An 11,818-nucleotide genomic window follows, 5' to 3' on the forward strand; every position below is an offset into this window, starting at 1 on the left:
TGCGTTGTTTTATTTGACAGCCAGCATAGTGCCGCGACATTTTTTGGCGCCGCACCGACACTCGTAATCCCTCTTCATTTGCTTCGTAATGCGGCCTTCAATATCAAGTGAATAGTCATAAAACAGCTCTTCCCCAACCTTCAGCGCTCGCTTGGCATAAATAAAGACGCGTGGTTTACCGTTAAAGCTGTCTTCGCGGGTCTCACAGCTTGGCTTGCAGGAGTGGTTAATCCATCGGGCAGCATTGCCGCCATACTTCGCATCAATTACACGACCATCATCTAAAGAAAAATAGAAGGTGTGGTTCGGGTCCTTTGGGTCATGTGGGTGGCGCTTTTCTGCCAACTTCCAACTAATGCGCTCACCTTTGTATTCAATAATTGCTTGGCCCTTTTTAATGGGTTTGGCAACAAAAACACCTTTGCCATGAATTGGTGAAGACTTAACAACAATAGAAGCGCGATCCACTTTGGGTGGTTTTGTTTTTTTTGATGTCATAAATTAAACGTCTAGGTTACGCGCTATGAGCGCGTTCTTTTCAATAAACGCACGGCGAGGCTCTACCTCATCCCCCATCAGCGTCGTAAAGACTTGATCTGCAGCAATCGCATCTTCAATCTTAACCTGCAATAAGGTGCGCGAACTTGCATCCATCGTGGTTTCCCACAACTGCGACGGATTCATCTCTCCAAGACCCTTATAGCGCTGACGACTCAGAACGCGTTCAGCCTCAGATAGAAGCCAAGCAAAGGCAGCCCTAAAGTCATTGATGGTTTGCTCTTTCTGATTTTTATCAGGATCGCCGCGGCGCACTTTTGAGCCCGGCAATACTTTTCCAGACAAAACAGCCGCAGCATTAGCAAGGCTTTGATAGTCGTCGCTGTGAACAAAGTCAGAGTTAATGGAAGAGAGCTTTAGATTTCCATGAATACGACGTGATAACAACAATCTAAAGCGCTCTGTGCGATCCTCTTTTTGAACAATGATTTCTGGTGGGAGGGCCAATGGGTTTAAAGAGTCTGACAAGGCCTTTCTCAATCGTTCGGCAGAGTCGTTGGCAGACGCCTCTGTGTCCAGGTTGAGCTGGGTGCCAGATGCAATAGCCCTCAAAGCATCTTCATCGATTGTTCTCGAGAGGCGATCAACGATCGATTGGATCACCTGATAATGTTTGGCTAGCTCATTTAGAGCTTCACCTTCAACAACTTCACCACCGGGAGTTTGCAGAGAGGCTGTCTCTAAAGCAATTTTTAAGAGCAATTGGTTTAACTCTGCATCGTCTTTAATATATTTCTCGCTCTTACCAAACTTCACTTTATAAAGTGGTGGCTGAGCAATATAAATATGGCCGCGCTCAATTAGCTCTGGCATCTGTCTATAGAAGAAAGTTAATAGCAGGGTGCGGATGTGGCTACCGTCTACGTCCGCATCAGTCATGATGATGATGCGGTGATAGCGCAACTTATCAGCCTTGTATTCTTCAATGCCAATACCGGTACCCAAAACCGTGATCAGGGTTACAACCTCTTGGCTTGCCAACATTTTGTCGAAGCGCGCCTTTTCCACATTCAGAATTTTTCCCTTTAAAGGAAGAATTGCTTGAAAGCGGCGGTCCCGACCCTGTTTAGCAGAGCCTCCAGCAGAATCACCCTCGACAATAAATAATTCAGATTTGGTGGGGTCTTTCTCTTGGCAATCGGCTAACTTTCCAGGTAAACCTAAACCATCTAAAACACCTTTACGCCTTGTCATGTCACGCGCTTTGCGAGCAGCCTCTCGCGCACGAGCAGCATCAACAATTTTTCCACAGAGGATTTTTGCGTCTGCAGGGCGTTCTTGCAAATAGGCACTCAGTGCTTCCGCAACAATCTCCTCAACGGGGCCGCGGACTTCACTAGAAACCAATTTATCTTTAGTTTGGCTTGAAAATTTTGGTTCTGGCACCTTAACCGATAAAACGCATGCCAAACCTTCACGCATATCATCACCGGAAATTTCTACCTTTGCCTTTTTAGCAACTTCATTCTCATCAATGTACTTATTAATAACGCGTGTCATTGCTGCACGCAGCCCTGTTAGGTGGGTCCCGCCATCACGTTGAGGAATGTTGTTAGTAAAACAAAGTACTTGTTCACTAAAACTGTCGTTCCACTGCATGGATACTTCAGCAGTAATTTGGCCACCCAAATCAGATGGACGAATACCCTCGGCATAAAAAATATTTGGGTGCAAAACATTTTTATTTTGGTTAATGTATTCAACGAATCCTTTAACACCACCAGAAAATGCGAAATCTTCTTCTTGACCACTACGTTGATCAATCAACTTAATATGCACGCCGTTGTTTAAGAAGGAAAGCTCACGAATACGCTTTACTAGAATTTCGTAATGAAATTCCACATTACCAAAAATAGTTTCATCTGCTAAGAAGTGAACTTCTGTTCCCGATAGCTCTGTATCACCGGTAACAGTAATGGGTGATGTAATGATGCCATTCTCATCTTGAATATTGCGGTTTTGAATAACGCCACGCGCAAATTCCATGTAATGCGCTTTACCATCGCGACGGATAGTTAACTTCAACCATTTAGATAGTGCGTTAACGCAACTAACACCCACACCATGGAGACCACCTGAGACTTTGTAGCTGTTTTGGTCAAACTTTCCACCAGCATGCAACTCTGTCATCACAATTTCTGCGGCGCTTCTCTTAGGCTCGTGTTTGTCGTCGTACTTAATGCCAGTTGGAACACCGCGACCGTTATCAACAATAGAAATTGAGTTATCAGTGTGAATAACTACCGTAATCTCCGAGCAGTACCCTGCCAAAGCTTCATCGATTGAATTATCTAAAACCTCAAATACCAAATGGTGGAGGCCAGTCCCATCAGAAGTATCTCCAATGTACATCCCAGGACGTTTACGAACAGCCTCAAGACCCTCTAAGATTTGAATCGATGCAGCACCGTACTGCTCTACTACTTTTTTTTCTTCAGTCATTTTTTTCTAAATTAAATACGCATTGGCATCACAACATACTTAAAGTTCTCTGAGCCAGGCAGAGTAATTACAGCACTGCTGTTTGCATCACCCAAACTAATTTGAATTTTGTCATTCTTTAAGTTTGATAAAACATCAAGTAAGTAACTTACGTTAAACCCAATCTCTACTGCATCACCACCATACTCAACTTCAATTTCCTCTTGCGCTTCTTCCTGCTCCGCATTGGTTGATTGAACGGTGATGCGATTGGGAGATAAAGAAAAACGTACACCCTTAAATTTATCCGTAGTCAAAATAGCCGCACGCTGAAGAGCTGCTTGCAATAAGTCGCGGCCCACTGTTAGGGAATTCTTTTGACCTTTTGGAATTACTCTTTGGAAATCAGGGAACTTCCCTTCAACCAATTTTGAAATCAACTCAATATCGCCAAAGCTAAATTTCACTTGGTTAGCCGTCAAACTAATCTCTAGAGACTCTTCAGAATCTTCTAGCAAGTGTTGGCACTCTAGAATCGTTTTGCGAGGAATAATAATTTCCTGTCTTTGGCCTGAGCCTGATGGTGCGGCTTCTAACTCTACCCGAGAGTAAGCCAAGCGGTGTCCGTCAGTAGCAACTGCAACGACTTCCTTCCCCTCTACAACCAACAACATGCCGTTTAAGTAATAACGAATATCTTGTTGAGCCATAGAAAAGTGAACTTGGCTAATAAGCTGACGAAAGCTTTTTTGCGACATCTTCCAGGCCGCAGTTACCTCACCAACACTTTGCATAACTGGAAACTCTGTTGCAGAAAGTGTTTGTAAAGAAAAGCGGCTTTTGCCACTCTGCACAACCATGCGATTGTCTTTGAGATTTAAAGACACAGGACCCTCAGGTAGCGCCCTCAAAATATCTAGTAATTTTCTTGCTGCAACTGTGGTGGTGACATCTTCAGTGCCGACACCAAAATTGGCATTAGTTGTAATCTGAATTTCAATATCAGTTGATACAAACGAAACCTTTTCACCACTCTTTTTAAATAAGAGATTGGCTAAGATTGGCAATGTATGTCGACGTTCAACAATCCCACTAACAACCTGAAGGGGTTTTAGTAGGCTATCGCGAGAAGTGTTAACGAGTTGCATTGCTTTTAAATCCTTATATATATCTTATTAGTAGTAGTAATAAGGCTTCTAATTTCGGTGGATAAGTCAAAAACCTTATATAAAACAATCTATTAAAGACCACAAAACCTGTGGAAAACCTTTGTATAAGTGCTGAATAAATCGGGGATAACTTTTATTCAACACCCTATTTTTGCATGAACTGGTTACTGTCCACAATTTATCCACACACAATCCCCAAACTTATCCCTAGGGTTGTCCACAAGCTTATCCACAGGGCAAAAACTAAGCTTTTAGAGTTTGCTCAATTACATGGATTTCATGGTTGAGCTGGCTATCGTGAGAGCGCTCTTCTGCAATCTTTCGAACAGCATGCAAAACGGTCGTGTGATCGCGCCCACCAAACAATTCCCCAATTTCAGGAAGGCTTTTTTGGGTTAATTCCTTGGCCATAAACATGGCAATTTGTCTCGGTCTTGCAATATTGGCCGGACGCTTTTTGGAATACATGTCGGCAACCTTAATGCTATAAAAATCTGCGACGGATTTTTGAATGTTTTCCACAGATATTTGGCGATTTTGGATCGAAAGCAGGTCTTTTAAGGCTGTTCTGGCAACCTCAATGGTTACCTCGCGCCCGTGAAAGCGAACAAAGGCAAGGATTTTACGGAGTGCCCCCTCAAGCTCCCGTACATTTGAACGCAAATGCTTGGCAACAAAAAATGCCACATCCTCGCTCATCGGGATGCCTTCACTAATCGCCTTTTTCATCAAAATAGCGACCCGCATTTCAAGCTCTGGGGGCTCAATCGCAACGGTTAAGCCAGAATCAAAGCGCGAAATGAGTCGGTCATCAATTCCCGCCATTTCCTTGGGATAGGTGTCGCTGGTAATAATGACCTGAGATTTGTTGCTTAAAAGGGCCTCAAAAGCATAGAAAAACTCTTCTTGAGTTCGAGACTTGCCGCTAAAAAACTGAATATCGTCAATTAGCAATAAATCAAGCGAGTGGTAGTAGCGCTTAAATCGATCAAATGCCTTTTGTTGATAGGCTCGAACCACATCTGAGACGTACTGTTCTGCATGTATGTAGCGAATTCGGGCGTTTGGCTTTTCTTTTAAAAGGTGGTTGCCAATCGCATGAATCAAGTGGGTTTTACCTAAGCCCACCCCGCCATATAAAAACATGGGGTTATAAGAGGTGCCTGGGTTATGCGCAACCTGAATAGAAGCTGCCCTTGCTAGCTGATTTGCCTTACCTGTAACAAAAGTCTCAAAAGTAAGGTTTGGATTTAATTTAGAGTGATCCTCAATTTCAAAGGATTGTTCCTCAACCAAATTGGCTGATTCAAGCTCTAATTCGGGCGCGCTTTCAGGGTTTACCAATTCAATTGAGGCTGCTGGCTTGGTGGGCGCAGGAGTTGCGCCCTCAACATCCAGTACAAAATTGATATTAATTGCCTGATCAAAGTATTGGGCGGCCAACTCTTGGAATCGATCCGCAAATGTCTTTTTAATCCAATCAAGCTTAAATCGGTTGGGAGCCCCTATTGTTAGTAAACGCTCACTATCATCGAATGATAGGAAAACTAGAGGTTGAATCCAAGTTTTAAATTGTTGGGGCGATAGCTCGCGAGATAAAGCACCAATAGCGCTATCCCAAAAACCCAATGGGCTGGTTGAATTCAAGGTGGGGGGATTTTGTAAGTTGCTCATATTTTTGGAGGATCCATTGTAGCCAGATGACAAAGTTATCCACAAGCTAGAAAAACGTGGAAAAGCTGTGGATAACTTGTGAATAAAGCCAAAAACACCATTTAAATTAAGGCTTTAAGGAAAAACACTACAAAAATAGAGAAAAACACCTACATATTCATCAGGATAGATTGACCTTTTGCCCCGCAACAAGGAAAATAATTGGTTTTCCCCAGGATCTATCATGAAAAGAACTTACCAACCCTCAGTAACACGCCGCAAACGTACCCATGGTTTTCGTATTCGCATGAAAACAAAGAGTGGACGCGCAGTATTAAATGCACGTCGCGCAAAAGGCCGCAAACGTTTGGCCGTTTAATTTAGCCGTTGAACAGCACTAGGATTTCTGAGTTATTAAAAACACGCCCCAAGACAAGTTTGTATTGGGGTATGTATTTATTATCGGCCGAAGAAAGTCAAAAGCCGGATTTAGGAATTGCGGTTGCAAAAAAGCTAGCTAAACGAGCGGTAGATCGTAATCGCTTGAAGCGAATGATTCGTGAATTGGTTTGGACGGCCCAAGCCACTACTTTAAAAAGTGATGTGGTGGTTAAGTTAAAGAAGCCAATTGGTCGAGAAACTCGGGGCAGATTAAGAAAAAAAGAGAAGGATCTGCTACGCCAACAAATGGCAGGGCTGATCTAAGGTGCGAGTCTTAAATCAAGCCGCCATTAAGTTGCTTAGGCTCTATCAAGTGATATTGAGCCCATATCTAGGGATGCACTGCAAGTATGTTCCAAGCTGCTCCCAATATGCCTGCGATTGCTTTTCTCATTACGGCTTTATCAAAGGCCTTGGCCTGAGTGTGTGGCGTATTTTGCGTTGTAACCCTCTGTCACATGGTGGTTATGATCCTGCTGTAAAAGAAACATCTCAATAATTTAAGTGAACACAAATGGATTTTAAAAAAACAATTCTTTGGGCCGTGTTTTCAATGTCGGGCCTCATGCTCTACAACAACTGGCAAGTTCACGAGGGAAAACCATCTTTCTTTGGCGGCGTGCCAGCTAGCGCTCCTGCTGTGGCAGAAAAGCCGGGTGTAGTAAACAAGGCCGATGTGCCTAAACAAGTGTCAGGTGCGACAGCGCCAGCACCAGCACCAGGTCAGGCCCCCGCAGCTAGTACTGGCGTTGTTGAGTCTGCAGAAAAATTTGTGCTGCAAAACGACGTCTTGGTGTTGGAGATCAGCTCAAGCGGCGGCAATGTCATTGATGCAAAACTATTAAAGTCTTTGACCGCAGAAAATAAGCCGGTCGAACTATTTCAGTACACACCAACACATAAATATTTTGCACGCTCAGGATTGATCTCACTCAATAATGCCGATCTTCCAAATCACACCAGCAGCTTTAAATTAATCCAATCTGGAAAAGATGGTTCTGGCAGACCATTTATCACTTTAGCTAGCGAACGCAGCGGCGTTAAGCTGGAGAAGACATTCATTCTCAACCCAGGAAGTTATGTGGTTGATGTTGGCCATCGTGTAACGCAAGCTACAGCGAACACCGCACCCCTGGTTCTTTACACAGAGATCGTGCGTGATGGAAGCCAAGAGCAAAAAATTGGACCATTTGACGGCGCATTTTCCGCAAGCACATTTACTGGCCCAGCGGCATATACCGATAAAGAAAAATTTAATAAGCTTGAATTCGCGGCGATCGATAAAAATAAAATCACCATTCCTACCCAAGTTCCTGCTGGAGATCCTGCGTGGATCGCGATGGTTCAACACTATTTTGCTAGCGCATGGCTTCCGGGCGACAAGTTTGCGCGTGATATTTATGCTGGAAAAATAGACAATGGTTTGTACCGCATCGGCATGCAAATTCCGCTTGGCGATATCGCACCAGGAGCGACTGTTGTAGAAAAAGCCCGTTTGTTTGTGGGGCCTCAAGAGGAAAGCGTATTAGAAACAATTGCTCCCGGCTTTGAGTTGTTAAAAGATTATGGTTATCTCACCATTTTGGCCAAACCAATTTTCTGGTTGCTAGAAAAAATTCATGGTTATGTTGGTAACTGGGGCTGGGCAATTATTCTTTTGACCATTTTGATTAAGCTGGTGTTCTTCCCGCTCTCAGCGGCAAGCTATAAATCAATGGCTCGTATGAAAGAGGTTCAGCCGCGCCTGATGGCAATGAGAGAGCAGTACAAGGGCGAGCCGCAAAAGCTGAATCAAGCGATGATGGAAATGTATCGCAAAGAGAAAATCAATCCATTGGGCGGTTGCTTGCCCGTGGTAATTCAAATTCCCGTGTTTATTTCTCTTTATTGGGTGCTATTGTCCTCTGTGGAAATGCGCGGAGCCCCTTGGGTTTTATGGATCCATGATCTATCAGTGCCTGACCCGTATTACATCTTGCCACTCATCATGGCCGTGTCGATGTTTGTGCAAACCAAACTAAACCCCACCCCACCAGACCCGATACAGGCTAAGGTGATGTTGTATATGCCGATCATCTTCTCGGTAATGTTCTTTTTCTTCCCTGCAGGTTTGGTTCTTTATTGGGTTGTGAATAACCTGTTGTCTATTGCCCAGCAATGGCAGATCAATCAGATGTTTGGAAAAAAACACGCCAAGTAGTTTGTTGATGGCATAAATATTTAATGGAAAGCACACAGCAATGATGACAAGACAGTTGCCCATCATTGCTGTAGCAAGCGCACCAGGCAAGGCTGGTGTTGGCGTAGTTCGCATCAGTGGAAAAAACTTAAAAGCCATTATTCAGGCTTTATTTCAAAAACCCCTGAATCCTAGGCAGGCGAATTTACTGACCTTGCGTGACTCTAACGGTCGGGCAATAGATCAACTCATCGCAATCTATTTTTCTGCACCCGCATCTTTTACGGGTGAGGATGTGCTCGAGCTACAGTGCCATGGCGGCCCGCAATTGCTTGAGTTGGTGATGAAGCGCTGTCTTGAACTTGGTAAAAATGAGGGCTTAGTGATTGCAGAGCCGGGCGAGTTTTCTCTTCGCGCTTATCTCAATAACAAGATTGATCTGGCTCAGGCAGAAGCCATTGCTGATTTGATTGATGCCCAAAGTGAGGCCGCAGTCCTTGGTGCAGCCCGCTCTCTGCAGGGCTCGTTTTCAGATGATATAAATGCGCTGATTGAAGAGATTACCCAGTTGCGTATTTTGGTTGAGTCCACCCTTGACTTCCCCGAAGAAGAAATTGAGTTTTTAGAAAACGCACAAGCGCGACAGCGTTTGTTGGCAGTAAAGACAAAACTACAAACCCTCCGTTCTGGTGCAAAACAAGGCAAAATTTTGCGCGATGGTATTCAGCTTGTTTTGGTGGGCGCCCCTAATGTGGGCAAAAGCTCCCTTTTGAACCGCCTTGCGGGAGAAGAGGTGGCGATTGTGACCCCAATCGCCGGTACTACCCGTGATCGAGTAAAGGAAAGTATTCAGATTGAGGGTGTGCCGATGCACATTATTGATACAGCCGGCCTGAGACAAACCTCGGACGAGGTTGAGGCCAAAGGAATCGAGCGAACCTGGGATGCCATTCGTCTAGCGGACTTGGTGATTTTCCTAACCGCCCCAAATGCTGAAAAAGAGGCGAACGACCTGAGAGCTCAAATCTTGGAGGCCTTGCCGCCTAAGTGCCCGGTTTTGGAGTTGATTAATAAGTCTGATTTATTGGGGCAAGACTCGAATGCAACAAATAAGGCCGCTTTGCTGATTTCAGCTAAGACCGGCCAGGGTATTGATGCCCTAAAACAGAAAATACTTGAAACTGTTGGCTGGAATGGGCCTCAAGAAGGGGCAATAATAGCCCGCAGGCGCCACCTTGATTGCTTAGAGCGCGCCGCCGAACATATTGAAAAATCAGAGAAATTCGCAGCAAATGGCAACAATTCGCTTGAATTATTCGCAGAAGAGCTCTTTTTAGCTCAAAATCACCTTGGCCAAATCACCGGAAAACTGCTTCCGGATGACCTTTTGGGCAAAATTTTTAGTCAATTTTGTATTGGCAAGTAAGGGCTTATACCCCTAGGTGGAAAGGGCACAAATATGTCCAAAATGTTAAAATCGACGGATTAAAAAATTTAATTCTTCATAGGAAAACACATGACAACAGCAACCAGCGGACAAATTAACGTCAATGCGCCGGCTTATGTAAAAAATAAGCGCTTAATTGAATGGGTTAGCGAAATCGCTGCTCTGACCAAGCCAGACAACATTCGTTGGTGTGATGGTTCACAAACTGAGTATGACGAGTTGTGCGAGTTGCTTGTTCAGGCTGGCGTATTTAAGCGCCTGAACCCTGCAAAACGTAAAAATTCTTTCTTGGCCCTTTCCGACCCAGAGGATGTGGCCCGTGTTGAAGATCGCACTTTTATTTGTTCAGCCAAAAAAGAAGACGCTGGTCCAACAAATAACTGGGTTGAGCCAAGCGAAATGCGCGCAACTTTGAATCCATTATTTGATGGCTGTATGCGTGGGCGAACAATGTATGTCGTACCTTTCTCAATGGGACCAATTGGCTCCCCTATCGCCCACATCGGCGTAGAGCTATCTGATAGCCCATATGTTGCAATCAATATGCGCCTCATGACTCGGATGGGCAAAGCGGTGATTGATCAGCTTGGCGCCGATGGCGAATTTGTTCCTTGTGTACACACCGTTGGCAAGCCATTGGCTGCTGGCGAAAAAGACGTGGCATGGCCCAATAACAAAACCAAATATATCGTTCACTACCCTGAGTCCCGTGAAATTTGGTCATTCGGTTCAGGCTACGGTGGTAATGCCTTGTTAGGCAAGAAGTGCTTTGCTTTGCGTATTGCTTCAAACATGGGTCGCGACCAAGGCTGGTTGGCAGAGCACATGTTGATCTTGGGTGTGACATCTCCTCAAGGTAAGAAATACCATATTGCAGCTGCCTTCCCATCTGCATGCGGCAAAACCAATTTCTCTATGATGATTCCTCCAGCAGGCTTTGATGGTTGGAAGGTAACCACCATTGGTGATGACATTGCATGGATCAAGCCACGCAAAGACTCCGTCACTGGCAAAACCCGTTTGTTTGCGATTAACCCAGAGTCTGGTTACTTCGGCGTAGCGCCAGGCACAAACCGTCAAACCAACCAAAACTGTATTGACTCATTAAACCAAGACGTCATATTTACAAACGTTGGTTTAACTGATGATGGTGATGTTTGGTGGGAAGGCTTGACTGAAACGCCACCTGCCCATTTGATCGATTGGCAGGGTAAAGATTGGACTCCAGCTGATGGAGCTGCAGGCCGCAAAGCCGCACACCCTAATTCACGCTTCACTGTAGCAGCTACAAATAATCCAGCAGTAGATCCTAAATGGGATGATCCTGAAGGCGTCCCAATTGATGCGTTCTTGTTCGGCGGTCGTCGCTCCAACACTGTTCCGCTAGTTAGCGAAGCGCGCGACTGGGTTGAGGGCGTTTACATGGCAGCAACTCTAGGCTCAGAAACCACCGCTGCGATTACTGGCCAAATTGGCGTAGTTCGCCGCGACCCATTTGCGATGATTGCATTTGCTGGTTACAACATGAGTGATTATTTCCAGCATTGGTTAAATATCGGCAAGAAGCTCGAGGCCGAAGGCGCTGTATTGCCTAAGATCTACTGTGTGAACTGGTTCCGCAAGGATGAGAACGGTAAATTTGTATGGCCAGGCTTTGGTGAAAACATGCGCGTTCTTTCTTGGATCTTGGATCGTGCAGAAGGTAAAGCGAGCGGCAAAGAAACGCCATTTGGTATTACTCCTGAATACACCGACATGCATTGGGGCGGTTTAGATTACTCAGTTGAGAAATTTACAAAGGCCATCAATGTTGCTGTTGATGACTGGAAGAATGAATTAAAGCTCCACACAGAGTTGTTTGATCACCTGGGCGATCGTCTGCCTAAAGAGTTAAAAGAAACCCGCGCAAAAATCGAACAACGATTAAACGCTTAAGTTTTAGCGGCATTC

At 44.8% G+C, this 11,818-nt stretch carries 10 protein-coding genes; 6 read left to right on the forward strand and 4 right to left on the reverse strand.

Annotation, left to right across the window (positions count from 1 at the left end; genetic code table 11):
• Nucleotides 1-9: 9 nt before the first annotated feature.
• From ICN41_RS08630 to dnaA, 4 genes are all read right to left on the reverse strand, one after another.
• Nucleotides 10-498, reverse strand: a complete 489-nt coding sequence (locus tag ICN41_RS08630) for an SET domain-containing protein (RefSeq protein ID WP_216292498.1) — start codon at nt 496-498, stop codon at nt 10-12.
• Between the two features lie 3 nt (nt 499-501).
• Entirely contained in the window at nt 502-3,000 is a 2,499-nt protein-coding gene (gene gyrB, locus ICN41_RS08635; RefSeq protein ID WP_216292499.1) for a DNA topoisomerase (ATP-hydrolyzing) subunit B, read from the reverse strand.
• Nucleotides 3,001-3,011: 11 nt separating this feature from the next.
• Complete coding sequence (dnaN, locus tag ICN41_RS08640; RefSeq protein WP_216292500.1) at nt 3,012-4,127, reverse strand: DNA polymerase III subunit beta; 1,116 nt, start codon at nt 4,125-4,127, stop codon at nt 3,012-3,014.
• Nucleotides 4,128-4,391: 264 nt separating this feature from the next.
• A complete protein-coding gene (gene dnaA / locus ICN41_RS08645; RefSeq protein ID WP_255537946.1) occupies nt 4,392-5,822 on the reverse strand; it encodes a chromosomal replication initiator protein DnaA in 1,431 nt (476 codons plus the stop codon).
• 223 nt (nt 5,823-6,045) lie between these two features.
• On the opposite strand from dnaA, the gene rpmH reads away from it, so the two are divergent.
• The 6 genes from rpmH (at nt 6,046) to ICN41_RS08675 (ending at nt 11,803) form a co-directional block, all read left to right on the forward strand.
• Complete coding sequence (gene rpmH, locus ICN41_RS08650) at nt 6,046-6,180, forward strand: 50S ribosomal protein L34 (protein WP_011903922.1); 135 nt, start codon at nt 6,046-6,048, stop codon at nt 6,178-6,180.
• 71 nt (nt 6,181-6,251) lie between these two features.
• On the forward strand, nt 6,252-6,506 hold the full coding sequence (rnpA, locus tag ICN41_RS08655) for a ribonuclease P protein component (RefSeq protein ID WP_255537947.1): 255 nt from the start codon (nt 6,252-6,254) through the stop codon (nt 6,504-6,506).
• 1 nt (nt 6,507) lies between these two features.
• Nucleotides 6,508-6,741 (forward strand): membrane protein insertion efficiency factor YidD, encoded by a 234-nt coding sequence (gene yidD / locus ICN41_RS08660; protein WP_216292501.1) that lies wholly within the window; start codon nt 6,508-6,510, stop codon nt 6,739-6,741.
• 15 nt (nt 6,742-6,756) lie between these two features.
• Entirely contained in the window at nt 6,757-8,442 is a 1,686-nt protein-coding gene (gene yidC / locus ICN41_RS08665) for a membrane protein insertase YidC (protein ID WP_216292502.1), read from the forward strand.
• 43 nt (nt 8,443-8,485) lie between these two features.
• A complete protein-coding gene (mnmE, locus tag ICN41_RS08670) occupies nt 8,486-9,847 on the forward strand; it encodes a tRNA uridine-5-carboxymethylaminomethyl(34) synthesis GTPase MnmE (protein WP_216292549.1) in 1,362 nt (453 codons plus the stop codon).
• Between the two features lie 90 nt (nt 9,848-9,937).
• The gene (locus ICN41_RS08675) at nt 9,938-11,803 is read left to right on the forward strand and encodes a phosphoenolpyruvate carboxykinase (GTP) (RefSeq protein ID WP_216292503.1); all 1,866 of its coding nucleotides are present in this window, start codon (nt 9,938-9,940) and stop codon (nt 11,801-11,803) included.
• Nucleotides 11,804-11,818 lie beyond the last annotated feature (15 nt).

The sequence above is a fragment of the Polynucleobacter sp. 15G-AUS-farblos genome (genome assembly GCF_018882445.1).
In the GTDB taxonomy this organism is placed as follows: Bacteria; Pseudomonadota; Gammaproteobacteria; order Burkholderiales; family Burkholderiaceae; genus Polynucleobacter.

What these genes read in the sequence shown, in the direction of transcription:
- ICN41_RS08630 (WP_216292498.1), bottom strand. Translation starts at nt 498, where the DNA reads ATGACATCAAAAAAAACAAAACCACCCAAAGTGGATCGCGCTTCTATT.
- gyrB (WP_216292499.1), bottom strand. Translation starts at nt 3,000, where the DNA reads ATGACTGAAGAAAAAAAAGTAGTAGAGCAGTACGGTGCTGCATCGATT.
- dnaN (WP_216292500.1), bottom strand. Translation starts at nt 4,127, where the DNA reads ATGCAACTCGTTAACACTTCTCGCGATAGCCTACTAAAACCCCTTCAG.
- dnaA (WP_255537946.1), bottom strand. Translation starts at nt 5,822, where the DNA reads ATGAGCAACTTACAAAATCCCCCCACCTTGAATTCAACCAGCCCATTG.
- rpmH (WP_011903922.1), top strand. Translation starts at nt 6,046, where the DNA reads ATGAAAAGAACTTACCAACCCTCAGTAACACGCCGCAAACGTACCCAT.
- rnpA (WP_255537947.1), top strand. Translation starts at nt 6,252, where the DNA reads ATGTATTTATTATCGGCCGAAGAAAGTCAAAAGCCGGATTTAGGAATT.
- yidC (WP_216292502.1), top strand. Translation starts at nt 6,757, where the DNA reads ATGGATTTTAAAAAAACAATTCTTTGGGCCGTGTTTTCAATGTCGGGC.
- mnmE (WP_216292549.1), top strand. Translation starts at nt 8,486, where the DNA reads ATGACAAGACAGTTGCCCATCATTGCTGTAGCAAGCGCACCAGGCAAG.
- ICN41_RS08675 (WP_216292503.1), top strand. Translation starts at nt 9,938, where the DNA reads ATGACAACAGCAACCAGCGGACAAATTAACGTCAATGCGCCGGCTTAT.